General features: G+C 42.8%; 15 protein-coding genes and 1 tRNA gene. 1 reads left to right on the forward strand and 15 read right to left on the reverse strand.

Going from position 1 to position 20,454, the window contains the following annotated elements:
* Positions 1-2: 2 nt before the first annotated feature.
* The 11 genes from G588_RS0102830 to mscL all read right to left on the reverse strand — a co-directional run bounded on the left by G588_RS0102830 (position 3) and on the right by mscL (position 13,914).
* Complete coding sequence (locus G588_RS0102830; RefSeq protein ID WP_022777249.1) at positions 3-911, reverse strand: ROK family protein; 909 nt, start codon at positions 909-911, stop codon at positions 3-5.
* Positions 912-922: 11 nt separating this feature from the next.
* On the reverse strand, positions 923-1,873 hold the full coding sequence (locus G588_RS0102835) for a type I phosphomannose isomerase catalytic subunit (RefSeq protein ID WP_022777250.1): 951 nt from the start codon (positions 1,871-1,873) through the stop codon (positions 923-925).
* Positions 1,874-1,885: 12 nt separating this feature from the next.
* Positions 1,886-3,790 carry an alpha-L-arabinofuranosidase C-terminal domain-containing protein gene (locus G588_RS18910; protein ID WP_022777251.1) on the reverse strand — a complete coding sequence of 635 codons (1,905 nt, stop codon included), beginning with the start codon at positions 3,788-3,790 and terminating at the stop codon, positions 1,886-1,888.
* A 26-nt stretch (positions 3,791-3,816) separates the two neighbouring features.
* Positions 3,817-4,902 (reverse strand): tRNA 2-thiouridine(34) synthase MnmA, encoded by a 1,086-nt coding sequence (gene mnmA, locus G588_RS0102845; protein WP_026668550.1) that lies wholly within the window; start codon positions 4,900-4,902, stop codon positions 3,817-3,819.
* Between the two features lie 239 nt (positions 4,903-5,141).
* On the reverse strand, positions 5,142-7,202 hold the full coding sequence (locus tag G588_RS21185; protein WP_022777252.1) for a SpoIIE family protein phosphatase: 2,061 nt from the start codon (positions 7,200-7,202) through the stop codon (positions 5,142-5,144).
* A 26-nt stretch (positions 7,203-7,228) separates the two neighbouring features.
* The gene (locus tag G588_RS0102855) at positions 7,229-8,836 is read right to left on the reverse strand and encodes an Mbeg1-like protein (RefSeq protein WP_022777253.1); all 1,608 of its coding nucleotides are present in this window, start codon (positions 8,834-8,836) and stop codon (positions 7,229-7,231) included.
* 32 nt (positions 8,837-8,868) lie between these two features.
* Entirely contained in the window at positions 8,869-9,261 is a 393-nt protein-coding gene (locus G588_RS0102860) for a pyridoxamine 5'-phosphate oxidase family protein (protein ID WP_022777254.1), read from the reverse strand.
* 20 nt (positions 9,262-9,281) lie between these two features.
* Positions 9,282-10,208 carry an HAD family hydrolase gene (locus G588_RS0102865; protein WP_051139899.1) on the reverse strand — a complete coding sequence of 309 codons (927 nt, stop codon included), beginning with the start codon at positions 10,206-10,208 and terminating at the stop codon, positions 9,282-9,284.
* Entirely contained in the window at positions 10,198-12,717 is a 2,520-nt protein-coding gene (locus tag G588_RS18920) for a response regulator (RefSeq protein WP_022777256.1), read from the reverse strand. Before G588_RS18920 ends, G588_RS0102865 begins: the two co-directional genes overlap by 11 nt.
* Entirely contained in the window at positions 12,714-13,313 is a 600-nt protein-coding gene (locus G588_RS0102875) for a flavin reductase family protein (RefSeq protein WP_022777257.1), read from the reverse strand. Before G588_RS0102875 ends, G588_RS18920 begins: the two co-directional genes overlap by 4 nt.
* Before the next feature lie 112 nt (positions 13,314-13,425).
* Positions 13,426-13,914 carry a large conductance mechanosensitive channel protein MscL gene (mscL, locus tag G588_RS0102880; RefSeq protein ID WP_022777258.1) on the reverse strand — a complete coding sequence of 163 codons (489 nt, stop codon included), beginning with the start codon at positions 13,912-13,914 and terminating at the stop codon, positions 13,426-13,428.
* A gap of 119 nt (positions 13,915-14,033) precedes the next feature.
* Between mscL and G588_RS0102885 the strand changes: the two genes are divergently transcribed.
* Positions 14,034-14,104: transfer RNA gene (locus tag G588_RS0102885), tRNA-Gly, on the forward strand.
* Positions 14,105-14,201: 97 nt separating this feature from the next.
* On the opposite strand, the gene G588_RS0102890 is transcribed toward G588_RS0102885, so the two are convergent.
* The 4 genes from G588_RS0102890 to G588_RS0102905 are packed head-to-tail and all read right to left on the reverse strand — an operon-like array spanning position 14,202 to position 20,440.
* Complete coding sequence (locus G588_RS0102890) at positions 14,202-16,664, reverse strand: ABC transporter substrate-binding protein (protein ID WP_022777259.1); 2,463 nt, start codon at positions 16,662-16,664, stop codon at positions 14,202-14,204.
* Positions 16,639-17,922: an ABC transporter permease gene (locus G588_RS0102895; protein ID WP_022777260.1), complete on the reverse strand. Its 1,284-nt coding sequence runs from the start codon at positions 17,920-17,922 to the stop codon at positions 16,639-16,641. Before G588_RS0102895 ends, G588_RS0102890 begins: the two co-directional genes overlap by 26 nt.
* The gene (locus G588_RS0102900) at positions 17,922-19,499 is read right to left on the reverse strand and encodes an HlyD family efflux transporter periplasmic adaptor subunit (RefSeq protein WP_022777261.1); all 1,578 of its coding nucleotides are present in this window, start codon (positions 19,497-19,499) and stop codon (positions 17,922-17,924) included. The genes G588_RS0102895 and G588_RS0102900 overlap by 1 nt, the downstream gene beginning before the upstream one ends.
* A gap of 14 nt (positions 19,500-19,513) precedes the next feature.
* Complete coding sequence (locus G588_RS0102905) at positions 19,514-20,440, reverse strand: carbohydrate ABC transporter permease (protein ID WP_022777262.1); 927 nt, start codon at positions 20,438-20,440, stop codon at positions 19,514-19,516.
* Between the last annotated feature and the right edge of the window lie 14 nt (positions 20,441-20,454).

Consider the following 20,454-nt stretch of genomic DNA (forward strand, 5'->3'; position numbering starts at 1 on the left):
TTTCACAAACCAATATGACTTTGATAGTCCAGCTCATCTATCGCAAGCTTGATTGCTCCCATTATGCCCTGATCATCATTGAGACTGGCAGGTACTATATACTCATCAAGATACTTAAGTCTGTCAGCATTGATGTATCCTGCATTATACTTCTCAAAAGCTTGTCTTATCATAGGAAAAAGCTGTTCCTGATGCATAACGCCTCCGCCGAGAATGATCTTCTGAGGACTCAGCGTCATAACAAAATCAGTAAGAGCAATGCCTATATATTCAGCTTCAAGCTCCCATACTTTTGCTTCATCTTTAAGCTCAACACCCTTTTTCCCCCACCTCTTTTCGATGGAAGGACCGGCCGCAAGACCTTCAAAGCAGTCCTTGTGGTAAGGACATACACATTCGCCGGGATCTGAAGAGAGCTTACCGATTCTGATGTGTCCCAGCTCAGGATGCAGCATGCCGTGAAGGAGCTTACCGTTAGACATAACTCCTCCGCCGATTCCGGTGCCTATTGTAAGATATATCGCATCTGTAAGCCCCCGTGCGCATCCCCAGGTAGCCTCTCCCAGAAGCGATCCGTTGACATCCGTATCAAATCCAACCGGAATGCCAAGCTTGTCCTTAAGTTCGCCGACTATATTATAGTTCTTCCATGCTGTTTTGGGTGTGGAAGTAATGTAGCCGTAGGTATCTGAATTTCTGTCAAGATCGATCGGGCCAAAGCAGGCAACTCCAAGAGCCTTAATCTCATGATCCTTATTCTGATTCCATTCCCTGAAATACTCCTCGATAAGAGGCATTGTCTCTTCCGGAGTTGTTGTAGGAATAGACTTCCTATCCAAAATCTTGCCGTTTCCATCACCAATTGCGACCACCATCTTGGTTCCGCCGGCTTCAAGCGCTCCAAATAACATATTATCCCCCCTTACTTTATCTTATCCGGAATCCTTGTTATCAAAAATTGTGCATTACCGCTAATCTCAAAATCCCCTGATGCAGCAGGTACAAAAAGAGATTCCCCTTTCTTAAGTTCGATACTCTTGCCCCTGCAGGTAATTACTGAATTTCCTTCAATCGCGATGATACTTACAAAAGATCTCTCATCAGCTACAGATTCATAAGTATTTCCATCTGATACATCAACATAATCAACATCAAAGAAATTGCAGCTGACAAGATGCTCAGCACCGCTACTAAAAGCCTCCGGTCTTGTAAGCTCTGTAACATCAAGTGACTCCTTGATATGGAGCTGCCTTGGCTTGCCATCAGCGCCAACTCTTCCGTAGTCATAAATCCTGTAGGTAACATTGGAATTTTGCTGTATCTCGGCGATCAGTATACCTTCACCTATGGCATGCAGAGTTCTTGGCGGAATAAAGAGAACATCACCTTTTTTAACATATACTTTGTTAAGAACCTCTTCCAGCGTGTTGTTCTCAATTCTTTCTTTGAACTCCTCCCTTCCTATCTCATGGGAAAAGCCCTGATACAAAAAAGCTCCTTCTTTGGCATCAAGCACATACCACATCTCGGTTTTGCCAAGCTGATTCTCATGCTCAAGGGCATATTCATCATCAGGATGAACCTGAATTGACAGAGGCTTTTTTGCATCAATAAACTTGATCAGGATTGGAAAATCCTGAAGGCCTTTGCAATTTGCTCCAAGAAAATCACTGCCAATAAGCTCTATAAGCTCAGGCAATGTCTTTCCATTGTACTCACCGCCTTCTATTACCGAACAGCCATCCTTATGGCAGGACAGTAGCCAGGCTTCTGCCAGGATGTCACCGTCATATTTAATGCCGTATTCAGCGGCAAGTCTGTTTCCTCCCCACAGATAATCCTTGCAGGCAGGTATCAGTTTGAACATTTCCATAAATCTACTCCGTTAAATCTTAAACACCAGAACAGCTATTGTCTTCTTTCCGGAATCAAAAGACCCTGAAACAACAGCGTCAGTCTTTTTCAAAGATACCTTCTGAGGCTCCTTGATGCTATTGCAGTCATCCACATCGCCTTCCATCAGATAGACTTCGTCAGACTTTTTGTCTGTAACAGCTAAAATATCTACAGTTACATCCTTATCTCCGGCATTGATGACCTTGATATAGATCTTTTCATTATCCTTAGATGCTGCAATATATACTTTATCATTTTCATAAGCAGAGAAATCTGCTTCTATAACCTCTGTTCCTGTGAAAACAGAATACATCTTCTGAACATAGTAACTGGGTGAACCGTAAGCTGTTTTACCATCAAACCAGATAAGATCAGGATGCCACTGAGCATAGCCAAGTCTTGCGAACAAAGGTGCATAGGAAGCCATCAGTACAACATCGGCATTCCTCTCAAGGCCTGTCATGAAGGCTGCTTCTGCAAGAGCAGCACCAAAGCTGTTGCGCTCCTCGGGCTTCCTGTCTCCATTTATATGGCAGGCATATTCTCCTGCGAATACCTTTCTGTGCTTCTCATAGTTGTCATACATGTGGACGTTTTCATACATCCACTTATCAGAAACATAATAGTGCTCATCCACAGCAACACTGTAATTGGGGTCTGCCTTCATTCTGGGGGCAAAATGATCCCAGGCATCCCTGTAATGCTCCGAAGTAACATCGGGGCCGGCACTTCCACAGCACTTGATCTCAGGATATTTCTCATGAATTGCCTTTTCAAATGCCTCATAACGGTGGAAGAAATCAACCTTGTCTGTCTCCCACTGCTCATTGCCGATTCCGATAAATTTTATATTAAAAGGTGCGGGATGTCCCATCTTAGCTCTTACAGCGCCCCATTTTGTGCTCACATCGCCGTTGGCGAACTCAATAAGATCAATAGCGTCCTGAACAAATACGTTAAATTCAGGGCTGTCGCTGTAAACAAGCTCGCTTGACTGATACTGGCACGCAAGGCCAACATTCATTACAGGAAGGGGCTCACAACCAAGATATTCGCATAGAAGAAAATACTCAAAATATCCGATTCCGAGAGTCTGGTTGTAATAGGGGTAATTTCCAATATCCTTCTTGCCATCGTCATTGCCGTGAACTGCCCATCTGTTCCAATTTGACTTCCTCTCCTCAGAGGGGCCTACAGACTTCTTCCACTGATATCTGTTGGTAAGTTCATTTCCTTCGATAATGCATCCTCCGGGAAATCTCATGAAGCCGGGGTGAATATCCTTAAGGAGCTCTGCCAGATCTTTTCTGAAAAGACCAAGTACAGCGTCATCAGGAATCATTCTGAACTGGTCAAAACATATTACGGAAGGCTCTGAGGCAACAACTGTGAAAACAGCCTTCTCTACAGGAGTCTCAGATACGATATCACACTCATACTTAGTCCAGTCAGCTCCTGTTACAGTAAGGTTCTTAGAGGAGCAGATTTCTTTACCATCAGTGTCAAACAGCTTGATGCAAACAGAACTCTGTCCTACTGTCTTGGCATAGAAACTGATATGAGCAGGAACCCCCGCCTTCATATAGATGCCATCGTAGGCCTTGTTGGTAAAGCCTGCATTCTCAGAGACAGTTCTAAGGCACATATAATGAGGATTAATCTCATTAAGTGGCTCAATATCAAGAACAGTTAACTTGGCTCCACCCTCGTTAGGGTAAGCATTCCATCCGTAGAGATAAGCGCCCTTCTGATAATAATGATCCTTGTAGCCATGCCCCTCAACAAACTCAAATGCCCTGTTCTCAAGCATTTCGGCATTAAGTCCGCCGTCCAGGCCATAATTTATATCTTCAAAAAACAGTCCGAACATTCCTTTGCTAATCTGTTTAGCCATAAAAACTCCTTATTATGTAATATTTTTTAGTCTATAACTCTGTCGATGATACCACCGCCAAGAACAATTTCTCCGTCGTATAAAACAGCTGACTGTCCTGCGGTTATAGCACGCTGTGGTTCATCAAACACAATTTTCGCACATCCATTTTCAAGGGCAGTTACAGTACAGGGCTGCTCCTTGTGTCTGTATCGTATCTTGGCTGAGCACTTAAAAGGCTCTGAGGGAACATCTCCGGAAATATAATGGAAATCCCTGACAATAAGCTCTTTTTTGAAAAGATCGGCATTATCGGCAAGAACAACCTCATTGTCCTCCACCTTGAGCCTTGTTACATAGAGCCTTCTGTCAGCAGGAATACCCAGGCCTCTTCTCTGACCGATGGTGTAATTGATTATTCCGTCATGAGTTCCCAGAACATTGCCCTCAAGGTCAACAAAATTGCCCTTAGGATACTTCTTTCCGCGGTATCTTTCGATCATACCGGCATAATCACCATCAGGAACAAAGCATATATCCTGGCTTTCCTTCTTATGGGAGGTTACGAATCCATTTGAATCAGCAATCTCCCTTACCTGAGTCTTGGTAAGTTCTCCGAGAGGAAAAACTGTGTGGGCAAGCTGCTCCTGAGTAAGGTCATACAATACATAGCTCTGATCCTTATTAAGGTCTGCCGCCTTCAGCAGATAGTACACTCCATCCTTCTCCTGAATCCTTGCGTAGTGCCCTGTAACAATATAGTTATATCCCAGTTCCCTTGCCTTGTTATAGAGACTGTCAAACTTAAGATACCTGTTACATCTTATACAGGGATTGGGGGTCTCACCCTTCTCATAGCTGCAGACAAAGGGCTCTATAACCTTGTCACGAAACTCAGCTTCATAATGGTAAATGTTATAGGGAATACCGATGCGGTCACAGACTGCCCTTGCATCCTCAGTATCCTTGAGGCTGCAGCAGGTCCCGAATAGGTCCTCCCCTATCATATCGTTTTCATATAGTCTCATGGTACAGCCCATGCTGTCATAGCCTCTGTCAGCCATGATCCTTGCTGCAACCGAGCTGTCCACTCCGCCGCTCATAGCAATAAGAGCAGATTTATTATCCGGCATAGTTTAATCCTTTATACTCATATAATTACAAAAATGCAGAACCGAAAGGCCCCGCATACCCATAGAATAGTATAACGTAAAACGCAAGTTTAAGCATTATATTTTATATCGATTTAATAGTAATTTCAATCAAGTAATGTTAACATAAACTTACCTTCATGTGGGGCGTTCATATGCCCTGCATCTCATAAGAAAAGGGCCATCACATACGTGGTGGCTCTTTCTTGTATGATTTTTGATCAATTCTCATATCCGATGAACTTAAAGCCCACCATAGTCTCATCATCAAACTGCTCCTCTTCACCGACAAACTCATGCAGTTCTCTGGAGATTCGTGGTAGCAGTCTTTCCATGGAAACATCCTTATTTTTGTTCAGTGCATCAAGTATTCTGTCTGTACCAAACTGTTCCTTTTCTTTATCGATACCCTCCGGAAGACCATCAGTGTATACAAATATGGTATCTCCCTTTTCCAGCCGGAGTTCGTATTCCTTGAATTTCATGTCCTCCATTATGGCAACGGCGGCGCTGTGCTTATCCTTTAACAGTTCGAAGTCACCGGCAGCTTTCCTGATCATTGGATATTCATGTCCTGCATTTGTGCACTTCATTATGCCGGTCTTAAGGTCAAGAATTCCTATCCACACCGTCACAAACATATCCGCATCATTTCCTTCACAGAGCGTATTGTTGGCTCTTTCAAGAACCTCGGAAGGCGCAAGCCCCGATTCGGCCATTGTCCTTATGGCAGTCTTACTTCGCATCATAAAGAGCGCCGCAGGTATTCCCTTACCCGATACATCTGCGATCACGATACAGAATTTATCCAGACCGGTAAAAAAGAAATCATAGAAATCACCACCTATTTCCTTGGCAGGATTCATTGTTGCATAAATCTCAAATCTTCCCCCCTGAAAATCAAAATTCTTGGGAAGAGCCGATTCCTGAATGGTCTTGGCAAATTCAAGCTCCTGGGCAATTCTTTTCTCTGCAGCCTCAATATAGCTCTTTAGTACGGCAACAGTCTGATTGATATCATTGGACAGGGATGCAAACTCCGAGGAGTTGTATACAGAAACCGTCTCATTGAGATTGCCGTTAGTTATCTTGGACAGTGATTGATTCACCAGATCAAGATTGTCAACCACGATCGCTTTTACCAGCATAGAGATCAGAACATATATTACTGCAAAAAGCAAAATATCAGCAAAAGCATTCTCATAGGAGGCCGCATCTCTGTCTTCATATACCTCCGAGGCAGGAAGTCTTACAAGAAGTATCTCATCATCGGAAAGTTGTTCGATATAGCAAAAGCTCACGGTCTCAAAAAAGGTCTCTGTGACAAACTCATTCTTTTTGTAACTCCATACCTTCTCCAGGTCCTTTTGTTTTATCAGATTTCCCTTGTGATCTCCGGCAAGAATACTTCCGTTTTTCTGAATAATGTCAAAGGAACCCTCCTGTCCCACATGGAAGTGTATGATGCTGGTATCGTCGCCGTATTTTTTTACTTTGGTATAGGTTGCCTTGATGTCGTCTGCCTGGGTCCTGAGCTGACTTCTTGTCTGCTGCAGAGCTGTCTCTGTCTGAATCGCGAAGGCAAATAGAAAACTGAGAACAATGATGGTCCCTGTGACAATAAAAAGCCAGAACTGAAACTGCTGTGATACCTTGGTCTCCTCGTCCTTAAGCCTTATAAAGGGCTTGTAATCCTTTTCAGAAAGGAGCCTTATGGCCAATGAAACAATAGCAAGGCCAAGGCCACAGAAAATTATCATTGGAACTGAGCATATCTTTACCACATAGAAAGCCATTTCCATGTCATTTCTATGGGTAATGAATACCACGTACATATGGAAAACTTCCATTACCGCGCCCATAAAGAAGGAATAGGTAGCGGAAGGTTTCTTTTTCTTAAATATGAATATGTGCAAAACAGCAGCAACAAAGCCGGAAAGACAAGTGGATAAACTGCAGGCAATCCTGGTATAGGAGCCCACTCCGAAATAGGTACCTGCGATGTAACGCTCGATACCTCCTATGAGGCCGGCAATTATACCGGATACGGAATCAAAATACAGGCCTGCGATAAGAGGACCAAGATCCCTGACATTAAGAACCATATGGCTGTATGCCACGCCGAAATGGGTAGATAATACAGCGCAGCATCCGTAAATGATGCCTATAAATATGCGCCAAAAAGCTGTGACCTTCTTATCTCCCCTGTATTTCCACAGACAAAGGGTAAGTATCACATGTGCCAGAACGATAAGGGACATCTTGATTATCATTGAAATCATAGAAGTAACCTCCAAAGTAAAACATATTATCTACTTTGTTTTCCCCGATCCCTGAAGACCTTTAATATCTCAAAGATGGAATCAATGAGAAGTAAAAAGCCGCAGGAATACATATACCAGCTGTTTCCGATCTCCGGAACAACAAGTATATATCCCCCAAGAATAAGTGTTACTATTCCTTCAAATGAATATCTGAAACGTTCAAAATATTTATCGTTATAGATTCTGAAATTAATAACATTCTGGTATGCCAGAGTCAAAAGCACTATTCCGACAACCATACTTGAAATAACGAACAGAGCGTCATGTTTGACAAGTACAGCACAGGCGCCAACCCACAAAACAATACATATGGATACCCTGGGCCTTTCCTTTTTAAAATTCCATTCCGATTCCTTGAGATGTCTTATGGTCAGAACAACCTCATATATGCACAAGGCCACCAAAAGGAATGATATAACCGACTCCATTGCGAAATCCGGAAACAAAAAGCACAGAGTGGACAGTACCAGTGATACTGCAATTCTTACAACCTTTTTTCTGTTAACAAGTCCCCATATCCTGGTGAATATATTTTTGGACTTATCGTCCTCTTTTTTGATATTGGCAGCTTTATTCTTAATATTCAGAGCATCATTGCCTGCCATTTTTACAAGAATTTTCTCAAAGGCAGCAGGTCCCTGAACAGCAAATTCTTTGATAGTTGTAACGCCGCCTTCGGCCATGGAATCAAAGAGCGTATCAACAAAGTTCTCTCTGGCCCCAAGATCCATTCCTTCAACAAATCTCTTTATAAGGTCATTCAAAAGATAACTCTCCGGAGAATGGTCGCCGCAGGTAACCAGCCCGGATTCGGATATTTCCCAGTTCTTCATGCTGTGCTGCATAAGAGCCATGGCAGAGCTTCTGACGATGTAATTTTCTTTGCCTTTGGTCTCATAGAGCCTTCCGATGATGGAGTATTCCGGTGTTGTGGTGGTGAGTTTATCCCTTATGGTATCAATAAGACTCTTATCCAGAACATCATCGCAAAAGCCCGGGCCATCATTCATATAAACTCTTGTAAGTTTGTTCTTACTTTCATCAGGAAGATGGGCCGCAGCATAAAGAGCCAGATGGGCACCTTTGGAATGGCCGCAGATAATAACCTTGCCCTGTGCCTTCGCCACATGCTTCTTGGCATATTCAAGAGCAAGTTCCTGGGAAGGAACATTCGTATAGCTTATCATGAAATCTTCCTTCCAGCCTATGATGGTACTGTCTGTTCCCCTAAAAGCTATCACCGTTGTTCCGTCATCCAGGTTATAGGTCACAGCAGCAAACTGTTTGTCGGAATGATCGATTATATCCTGATAATCCTCAAGTATCGCTTTGCCAAATCTAATGGCTTCTCCGCAGGTAATAATAAAGTCCTCATCCTCTTTGGTAGATCCGGCTCTTGTAACATGTATGGGACCTTTTCGCTTTGCCCTTTCAACTGCATCACAAAGAGTGACCTTTTCATCTGAAGAGATCACTTCTTTGAAATCAACATATGCAAGTTCCGATAGAACCAGATTGTCCTCTATTTTGAAGGACCTTTCCTTAAAAGAAAGATCCCCTCGCCACTTAACATAATCATCGATATTTGCCATGATTTACCTCTGACAGATCATCATAAACAAAATCAGAACTTAACTACCTCGGGCTCATGAACAAAGGAGCTGAAGGTAGCTGTTGCATCCTTCATGTAGAAAACTTCAGTGTTTCTGTCATCAGCACTGTACATATTCTGAAGCTCCGGATAGGCATCAAGCATGCTGGCCTTGGCTTCTCTTCTGTCATCCGCAACAAGTGTGCAGGCGACTCTCAGCCACTCTTTGCCGTTAAATGCGCATATCTCAACCTTGGGATTCTTATGAATCTGCTTGGATACGTCCTTCATTCTTCCGGTCTGGATATAGAGCTTACCCTCGAAAATATTTACAGTTCCAAAGGGTCTTACTCTGGGCTGGTCTCCATCAACAGTTGCCAGATAATATGTGTTTGCTTCCTTCAAAAACTTCTCTACTCTCTGCATCTTTTTTCTCCTCCTTATGATCATTTATTATTCATTTTGGCAGTGAATTCTTTTTTATCCTTGTAATGGAAATTTTCAAGTTTCTCATTGCTTGCTGTTCTGTCGATAATGCATTTCACCAGGAAATCGAGTTCGCTCCCTTCCTCATAGTTGGCGGCTGCGAAATACTTGATCCTGTTCGCATACATCATTTTGTAAACCTTGGTCTTATCTCCGGTCTCATCATTATAAACGCCGATTGAATGACCTCCGTAGGCATTAACAAGTCGCATGCAAGGCACATCGGTGTCGCTGTCGCCTATGTATACAAAGTTCCTGAAAGGAACCCTTCTGTCCTCCGGTGCACAATAATCGTTAACTCCGGGATCGTTGATATCAAGAACTCCCTTTTCTATTCTGAAAAGGAACTGAGTCTTATTCGTATAGTTGACAGCCTGGGCAGGCCATCTGGCAACACCCTTGTCATCATAGTAGAAACAGCTTGCATATACCTTCTCGAAGGCCCCGTTTCTTGCCGGGATTGTGCCTTCTATCATCTCCTTAAGACCGGAGGAAATAATGTAATGCTCTACGATTACTCCTTTTTGCTTGCCATAAGCTCTGATTCTCTCAAACCAGTCCTCAACTCCCGGAAAGAGCTTAACCTTGCTGCCGTATTCCTCCAGGGTCTTGCGATTGAGAATGAGCTTCCCTTCAGATTCCTGAAGCATCTTGTACATGTAGGCCAGGTTCTGATCCATGTCATTTTCTCTCGCAAGCCGAGTACATTCCTCCCAGAATTTGGGAACATCATAGCCTACCGACTGAATATACCCTTGCGCCTGCATATCATCAGGAGAAAGCGTCTTGTCAAAGTCATAGCAGATAGCCACGACAGGTTCACCTGTTTTATATTTTCTTACAAATGTGTCCTTCTCCAATAATTGTTCCTCCTGTTTATTTCTCATTTAGTATCTCTTTTACTTTATCCCAATCAAGATTTTTAAGTGCCTTGGCAATACTGCTTACCTTGTCCTGTTCTTTGGGAGGCAGTCTGTATTTACCGATCTCATCCAAAGCCATCTGTGCAGAGTCATAATCCATGCTGCCGGCATACTCGGAAAGGGCTACATAGGCATCCTTAAGTTCCTCTTCAGGCATCGGTTCTTTGATATCCTCACCGATTTCTCCGGAAAGTGCTGACAAAGGTGCCAACTTGTTCTTGAAAGAAAGATATTTCTCAATAAGCTCATCATAATGGGCAGTAATATAATTCAGATCATTATTTTTGCCAGCTGCTTCCATTTTGCCTGCGATTGCAGCAAGCCTTTCCGCTCCTATGATTCTGCTTGAAGTCTTAAGGGCATGTACCTTTACAGCCATGAGATGAAGATCTTTCGCCTCATAAGCACTGCCTATTGCTTTGGCATTCTCATCAATGGTATCAAGGAAAAGAAGCAATGAAAAAATGTATATCTTAGCTCCTCCGCAGGCCTTGATGCCGGCAGTAACAGATAAATCATCAATCTCATATAGCCACTTAAGATCAGGCGCAAGCTCGGTATCCATAGGTGCATTTTCCATGAATGTATTTATAGTGACCAGCTCTTTATCTAGTTTTTCAAGAAGTAGCTTTTCCATTTCCTTAATATCTATTGGTTTGGTCAAAAATCCATCGAAGCCTTTGCTCTTATAAAACTGCTCAGCGCCGTCGAAGTAATTGGCTGTAAGCGCTATAACCGGAAGTTCCTTATTCTTTTCACGGATGACTCCCACAGTTTCAATTCCGTCCATTCCCGGCATCATGTGATCCAGAAGAACCAGGTCAAACTTCATTTTATCCAGCAGGTTAAGGCACTCTTCACCGGAGCTGCAGGTTACTATCTGCATCTTGGTATCCTTAAGGAGGTTCTTTTCGACGCTGAGGTTAACAGGATTGTCATCTACGATCAGAATATTTGCCTCAGGCGCCGTAAACTGCGGAATATATGGGCCTCTGAATTCAAATTCAGTCTTTTCTACAAACTCACCGGAAGGTGCTCCATCAATAATCTTCTGTTCTACTTCAAAGTAAAAAACAGAACCCTCACCATAAACACTCTCGCACCAGAGTTTGCCGCCCATAAGAAGTGCAAACTGCATTGATATATCAAGTCCAAGGCCTGTTCCCTGAATGCTGCTGTTTCTGCTTTCATCAAATCTTTCAAAGGCATTGAACAGATTCCCTATATTTTCCTGTTTAATGCCTATGCCGGTATCTTTTACCTGAAACTGCAGGCGACATTTATCACCATTAGTCTCCAAAACTTTAATCTTAAGGGAAAAGCCGCCCTTTTCAGTATATTTTACCGCATTTGTAAGCAGGTTTAAAATCACCTGCTTGATCTTACCGGAATCTCCATACAGCTTGGAAGGAATATCCTCATCAACCTCAATATCGAAAGAAAGTCCCTTCTGGTTACTTCTACCTCTTATAAGCGAAACAGTGCTGTGAAGTTTGTCAAAAGGCTCGTACTCCTGCTGAACCAGATGCATCTTACCGGATTCAATCTTGGATATATCAAGAATATCATTGATAAGCTCAAGAAGATTCTCGGATGCTCCCATGATATCAAAGGAATGATTCATGATTGAAAGGAAATACCCCTTAGGTACACCTGCAGGGTCTTCCCGAAGCAGGAGCTCTGCAGAGCCCATAATTGTATTGATAGGTGTTCTGATCTCATGGGACATGTTGGCAAGAAACCTTGACTTGGCATTACTTGCCTGTTCAGCAGCCAGTTTTGCCTTCTGGATCATGTTCATATTTCTGATCTCAAAAAGATACAGAAGCACTATCACACCCACGATTGTTATGTTGGTAAGTGACAATCCGTAAAGAAACATCTGCAGGATCGTGGCCATATAAGGGAGTATGGAAAACAGAACCAGCGGAATAATAACTCTCTTCTCAAGCACTTTGCGGCAATCAAAAATAACTGTTATCAGAAGAAGTGTCATGGTAAGAGGGAAAAAGTAGTTGAGCAATATTCCGGGAGCCCTGTGATACTTGTTAAACTCATCAAAGTAATAATACAGCCCCGTAAACTGTGATATTATCAGCATGATAATCCCGCTCAGAAACAGCACTTCACAAACAATAAGTCTCTTGGGAAGCCTGTCCAGTTTGCCCTCGTTCCTGCACAGGTCCATCAGATACAGATTAAATGCATGGGTGATAAAAAGAGACAGCAAATAAACAAGGAAATTGGATATCCTTACAACATAGTATCCTGTTGCAGACATATCTCCCCTGTAAATATATGCGAAATAATCCGCCAAGAGCAGAAACATAGCCTCCGTTTCCATAGATACGAGAGCCTGTTTCCTTCTTGGAGAAAGAGTTCCGGTGAAAAGAGATAACACTATGAGTACGCCGCAGCTGCCGCTTAAATACAGCATGACGCTAAGTTGTATCTGTTTAAGTGCTTCAATCATTTCTTTTTGGATTTGCCCTTCTTGTCCTTCTTATTCTTCTTAACTACGCTATATCCGAATTTGCCAATCCTCTCGCCAAGTGTGAAATACTCACCGTGAGAATAAGTGATAGGATTCGATTTGGTAAGATCGAATTTTCCCTTGGAATCCATGTAAGCATCGTCCACCGTTACACAGACAACTTCTCCGATGAACATGTCATGACTTCCAAGTTCTACAATGCTGTGAACCTTACATTCAATATTGACTGGACATTCCGCGATTCCGGGAGCTGAGATCTTCTGTGAAGGAAGCGGTGTAAGCTTCATCTCCTTGAATTTGTCATAATCCCTACCGGACCTTACTCCGCACCAGTCGGTAGCCTTGGCCAGTTTCTTGGTTGTGAGGTTGACGACAAATTCTCCCGTTTCTTTGATTATGTCATAGGAATATCTCTCTTTTCTTACAGAGATTGACAGCATCGCAGGACTGCTGCATACATTCCCGGCCCAGGCAACCGTAATAATATTGGGCTTCTCCCCTTCTCTCTGACAGCTAACCATTACAGCTGGGATGGGATAAAGCATATTGCCTGGCCGCCAAACTTCTTTTGCCATATAACTTATATTTCCTTTCAGATTCCGCTTATAAAAAACGGATGAGATATAATAATTATATCCCATCCGACACACAAATCATATTATAAAAATAGGTTCACATACCAAAGGCTCAGTCCCCAAGCTCGGATGTGCAATGAGGACATCTTGTTGCCTCAATGTTGATCTCGCTCTTACAACGAGGGCAGATCTTGGTGGTTGCAGGTGCCTCAGCCTCTTCCTTGGCAAACTTGTTGCTGACACTGTTCATGAACTTAACAAGAAGGAAAATAACCAGTGCCATAAGAATGAAGTTGATAACTACAGTTATAAAGGTTCCGTAGTTAAGAGTTGCTGCTCCTGCCTCTTTGGCTGCATCAATTGTAGCATAGGAGCCACCATCAAGAACCACAAATTTGTTGTTAAAGTCGATTCCGCCTGTAAGAAGACTGATAACAGGCATAATGATGTCATCAACAAGTGATGAGATGATCTTCTGGAATGCGCCGCCGATGATAACGCCGACTGCCATGTCCATTACATTTCCGCGCATGATAAACTCACGGAATTCCCCGGCAAAGCTCTTGCCCTTACCTGCTGCTTTTTTCATTTTCTCCGTCATACATTTTCTCCCATTCTGAATAGTATTTATTATTCAAAAAACTCCAACAATACACTTGAAATTATACCACAGATTCTGTAAAATGATACATGTCGCCGGTTAAAAAACACGTTTTTTACGCAGATGTAGTTCATCGGTAGAATGCAAGCTTCCCAAGCTTGAAAGGCGGGTTCGACTCCCGTCATCTGCTTCTTTTTATAGCAATAGGACCGAAGGTTATATCCCTTCGGTCCTATTACTTTTTCTACGATTATTTTTTTATTCAAAATGATGTAAATCAGGTATTATCAGCTGTTCTCATTTACATAGATGCTTACTCTGCTCTGGATGATATCAGCTACTTCCTTGGCTGTTTTCTGTCCACTGTAGAAGGCCGATGCTTCTTCCTGGATGATGGCGTTAACACTTTCATTAACGCTGTATACCAGAGTAATTGAAGCTATAAAATCTTTTACTTCCTGAACTTCCTCAGCAGTAAGAGGCTCTATGATGATCTCCATATCATCTACATAGTAGCTGTCATCATATTCTACCTTCTCGTCACCTTCCATATAGAACTCTTTGTGCATTGAAGCTTCGCCCATCTTGTCAAAGGAGGACTGTCTTATAGGGAAATTGTATTCTCCAAGCTTATCCTGGTATTCCTCAGTAAGGAAGGTCTTAACAAAATCCCATGCTCCGTCTTTAGAGCTACTCTTGGAACTGATGGCAATCCTGCACTCGGGGTAGATTACAGAGCAGTTTGCTCCCATATCATTCGGGAAGCCAATAAATGAAATGTCCTCTCCGAAAATACCCTGCTTGTACCTCTTGTATCCTCTGAAATCAGATAGATATGTCATATTAAAAAGGGACTGTCCATCTCTGTAGAAGGTCTCCTTGTAGGTCTCCCAGGCATCGTCCTTGTATTCCTGAGGAAACTTCTCTGTAAACTCAAGGAAATTGATAAAGGACTCACTGTTAAAGCTGCAGCTCTTACTTTCCCAATCGATGTATTTATCACCGGATAACGCAAGTCCATTGCTTAAAAGCTCATTTCTGTCAGCTATGCCAAAGGCAAACTCATAACTTGCACCTGTAGCCTTGATCAATTTGTTACAGTCATCAAAAGTAAGAACATTTTTGCCTTCAAGATATTTGGTCTTGGTTGTAACGGTGGCTACATAGAAAGCAGGTACGATCTGGTACAGTTTACCATTTGTCTTAAGCGCATCAATTACGCTGGGAAGGAAATCCCCCTGGGACATATCGGGTTCTTTTTCCATATATCCCGTAAGATCTTCAAACAGGCCTTTGTTAATATAACTGTCCACCGGCGATGAAGATCTGAATACCATAATATCAGGTACATTTCCGGAGGCTATATCAAGGTTAAACTGATTCATCCCCGCTTCATAGTCTTCATCAGTGTCCAGAGATGAATAATCTACAATCTTGATCTTGTACTCATCGCTGTTCTTATTGAAATTGATGGCATTCATTCTGATGTCATAATCAACATAATAACCGCCCAGTGTGATGATCTTCTTATCCTTGACCTGGTCAGCCGGAACCTTGGTGAGTCTGTTCAAGTGATAGCAATAATCCTCATCCTGAATAAGAGTAATAAACTCTGTATCGCTCATTGCTACCAGCTCGGTTAACGCATATCCCACCTGAAGGTCTGAGTCAATATAATCCAGAAGCTTGACCATGTTGTTGTTAGCAATATCATATCCGTAAACAGCACTTTCATCGGATACATACAGAGGATACCCATTTCCCTGAAGAATATAATAATCTGAATTACGTGATGCCACCGGTATCTCTATAGCATCGCCGACCTTGCCGTTCTCCAGATCAAATTCATGCAGTTCCAGCCCCTTATCACCGTAGTTGGTAACATAGATCTTGCCGTCTGAGCCAAGATGCGGTGTGTAATAGGACATGTAAACATCTTCTTTGGTCTCAGTCTTAAGTACCGACTTGAAGCCTTCATCCTTGCTGTAGGACAGGACGCCGCCATCATAAAAGATGTACAGTCCCTTACCCTCAAGATACACCATTCCTCCGCAGGAAAAATATCCGTCGGTAGAATACTCTGCAAGAGAAACCTTGTCTACAAGATTTCCGTTTGCATCATACTCAACCAGATACTGAAATTCGTCTGAGGAACTATCTTCCATATTATCTGAATCGTCAGAAATGATATCCGAATCTCCGTCTTCATTCTGAACCGAATTCTCCTCAGCTGCTTCTGATGATTCCTCATTTACAGCGTTATCCTCTGCTGACTCCTCTGTAGTTTCATCACCTTCAGCAGTTTCATTACCTTCAGCTTCTTCGCCATCCTCGTAGGTCTGGACATCTCCCTCATCATAGGAATACTGATAGTATATGCAGTAAACATTACCCTCAGAATCATATGCAAATTCGTTATGGCCCTCATTTTCAGTCTCAGGAACAGTGAAATCCTTCACATCACTTCCGTCGGGATTAAAGCTTATAAAACGAAGGATATTAGTATCGCCTGAAACGGCATGTATTCTGCCGTTATATAGACCTAAGCTCCTGAAATTATCGGTCTTAATGCCAATATCCAATTCCTCGGCCCTGAACACATAATCCTTGGAAGGCTTGGAAGCTTCCTCGATCACGTTGCTTTCATTATCTTTATTCTTTTTGCCGCAGCCTGATAAAGAAGCTGCCATAAGTGAAATTGCCAGTATAGCGCACAAAGGTTTCTTATAGAAGGTCCTTTTCTTTCTCATAATGTCTCCTCCTCGATTCAAACTCATATTTCTTATCAGCCAGATATTCAATAATATCCCTTGCCCCCCATGTCTTATGCCTGTACAGATGAACGATCCAGATCACCAAACTGATTACAAGTATCATCACGCACAGTATTCTGAAAAACAGCAGTACACCAAGAACATCCTCCCAGCCTCTTGCCGTGTTTTCCCAATAAGGATAAAAGATGGGTTTCCCCCACATGCTTCTTGTTCCAAACTCCTTTATTACCTTAAGGATTGAAAAGAATGAGAATCTGTCTGTGTTATCAATTGCATAGATATATTTATCATCTACACCGGTACTCTCCTTGACACTCTTAAGGGCTATTCCGTCAACGGGATTGGGCATTATTACCTCATAGCAATTAATGCCTCCTGTAAGAGCTGTATCCCCATCCTCAGATGCTTCTTTGGACTGAGTTCTTCCGCTTAGTATCTCGCCGTATCTGCTAAGGGAATCATAGGACAGATACACATAGCTCTCATCAAGACCTGCCGCTTTTCTCATCCTTCCGGTGTCCTTCTTGACAACACCTCTGATATAATGTGGAATTCCACCAATGCTAACCATCTGATCAATGACATCGCTGGATCCAAAAAGCTGCCAGGCAAGCTCCTCGTCAATAATGACTGCGTCCTTCATCAGACTGTCCTTGTCAAAAAAGGATCCGGCAACCAGTGTAAGGGGATGGATTATAAAAAAGTCACCTCCCACGCCGATGGCATTAACATTTTCAGCCGTTCTGTTCTCAAAGCTGATTGTTACAAGGCCCTGAGCGCTATAGCAACTTGAGTAGAGATCTGACAGTTTGGGACCCTTTTCTTCTCCCTTAGGTTCCTCCCCCATGTCCTCGATTCTGATGGTCTCAATTACCTGCTGATTGTTTTCATTAGCCGGTAATTCATCAAGGTCATAATAGGTCTCAACGGTAATACCCACTTCTGTCATTTTCTTTTCCAGATTGTACTCAAGCCTTTTGATACCGTCTTCTTCCACCATCTGATCCTCAGTGAAATAAAGACTTATCTGAGCCATTCTGTGATTCTCGGACCATCTCTCGGCGCCGTTCATTTCAGGCATCAGCGCTACTATATGCTCTGAAACCGCACCAAGAATCAGATTTATAACAAAGAGTGCCGCAAGAACAATCAGTATGATGTTGCGTTTCCTGTTGGAAAAGAATGCCGTAATATTCTGTTTGTCTATATTTATCTCAAAGTTAAATAGCTTCATTATCCGTTAGCAAGCCTCACCTGATCACCCGATTTAATAGGCTGTGTTGAAGTTGTTATAACATACTCATCTCCGTCAAGCGCTCCGCTTATGGCGCTGTTCTTGTCATCGGAAGCCACAACCTGCACTTCAACTTTGCTGGCAATATATCTGTTTCCAAGAGGGGTTGACTTACTTACAACAGCCAGTATGAATTTGCCGTTGCTGTCAGTCTTAATGGCGCTGTTGGGTACGATCATGTCGTAGTCTACAGCCCTCTCTCCTATAGTAAGTGAAATGCTCTGTCCGGGAGTTACATCCTTACTTTCGATTTTGAATGTAAGAAGCTTTCTGTTTGAAGGATCGGACTTATCATTTCTTATTCCTGTGAGAGTTGCCTTAAAATCAGAGCCGAACTGCCATGCATTCTGAGGCTGAGCGGCATCGCCTATCTTAAGCTTCTGAGCCTGGGCATTGGTAACGGAAAAGCTGGTGGTCATATCCTTGCCATCCACCTGAATAACAGCAATTGTCTCGTCCGCAGAGGTTGATTCTCCTGACACCTTGGATACTTCGGATACGATACCTGCAACGGGAGACTTAACAGAAGCACCAACGGATTCTTCCTCCAGCTTGGCGATCTTCTCCTTCTGTTCCTTGATCTTGTCACGGCTCTGGCACAGGCCTATCTCGGTATTTATACTCTTTAACAGCTCTGTCTTTTCTCTTTCAGCGACAACCAGATCCTGTGCTGTCTTGTTCTTTTTCTGAGTTGCGGTGGCAAGCTTCTGGGAATAGCTAAGTCCCTGCTGGGTTCCGTAGTTAGTAAGCTGAGCAGTATCCTTGTTGTTCTCGGAAATGAATCTCTCAAGCTCCTCAACTTTCTCCGTATCTCCGTTTTGCTGTGCGATCAGAAGATCATGCTCTGCCTGCGCAGTTGTATATGCAGGTGTAGCAGCATTGTAGGAGGTTCCTGCCGCATCATATGCTGCAAGCTGAGTGAGATAATCTATCTCAGCCTGGGCAGCTTCATCCGCAGCCTTGGCGGCATCATACTTATCGTCAGCAGCCTTAAGTTCTGCCTGATAGGTATCATAAGTAGTATTGCGGCCACTTCTTACATTGCTGATAACTTTGTCCGGAACATCTCCCGAGAAAAGAGTCTGCTCGTAAGAAAGTTCCAGGGTCTGAAGATTCTCTTTTGCTTCCTTGAGCTCCTGTGATTCCTTATCCTCAAGGTAGTAGATGATATCTCCGATCTCGACGTGAGCACCTTCTTTAACAGCAACGCCTGAGATCTTCCTGGTCTCCTTAACTGTGATATTATAAGGATCCTCAGCAGATACCGTTCCTGAACCTCTTACCTGTGGGCTTATGGAACCACTCTCTATCATCTGGGTTGCCACCTGCGGAAGTGAGAAATTCATTATGGTGTTGGAAAAAAAGGTAAGAACCAGCATAACTGACAAAAAGGCAATAGCTACGTTTTTGATCGTATCCTTTCTGTTAGAAGGCCCTTTCTGCGGCTTTTTCTCCTCCAGTTGTTCCTTGGTGAACTCTCCGCTGAGTTCATTCTTTTCATCAAAAAAATCTGACATGTTATTTCTCCCTCTTATCCCTTTATTCCTCCCTGGTATGAGATTCCCTCAACCAGATAGTCCTCGCCGTACAAAAAGATCAGCATCGGCGGAACCAGATATATTACTGCAACTGCAAAAGCAAGACTAATTTCCCCAGTATTAATCTTGGACAAAAATACCGATAACGGATGCAGATCCGAATCAGGCAATAATATAAGCGGCTGTTCAACCATATTCCAATAATCAAAGAAAACAAGGATTGATATGGCAGCTATACCGCCCTTACAAAGCGGCATGTTTACTCTGGAAAAGATGTACCATTCATCCGCCCCATCAATCTGCGCCGCCTCAATAACTTCAGTCGGTATCCTCTTCATAAACTTGGTAAGAAGATACACGGCAAAGGGTGAAAATATACCCGGAAGCCATATGGACCACCTGGTCCCATATATCCCAATCGCCTTAGAAACCAGGAAATTGGGAACCAAAGTAACCTGATAAGGCATCAGCATCATGATTATGTAAGAGAAAAAGATCACTCTTTTAAGCTTACCGTCATATCTTGCAAATCCATAGGATGCCAGCGTGGCAACAGCCAGCTGAAGCACCACTATAGGAACGGTATATATGATCGAATTCCAGAACTTGAACAAGTACTCCGGACTCTTGAATAGTACCGTATAGTACTGATAAAAGCTGACAATATCGGGAATAAACTTAAGATTAACAGTCTTTGATATAAAAACCTTGCCGCCCTGCTTGGTTGTGGCAAAAACGCTTCCGTAATTGGCACTTATCTCAGATGCCGACATAAAGGAATTGGTTATTGTCAAAAATATCGGCATGATAAACAGTATTGCGAAAAACAGTGCCGCGGCCGTGACCAAAAAGGTCTTAAGGTTGTCTATTCTCTTTTTCTTCCTGCGTATTCTCGCAGTGTATTTATTCATAACTCTCATAAGCTTAAGCCATA

This window comes from Butyrivibrio sp. AE3009 (assembly GCF_000420845.1).
Classification (GTDB): Bacteria; Bacillota; Clostridia; order Lachnospirales; family Lachnospiraceae; genus Butyrivibrio.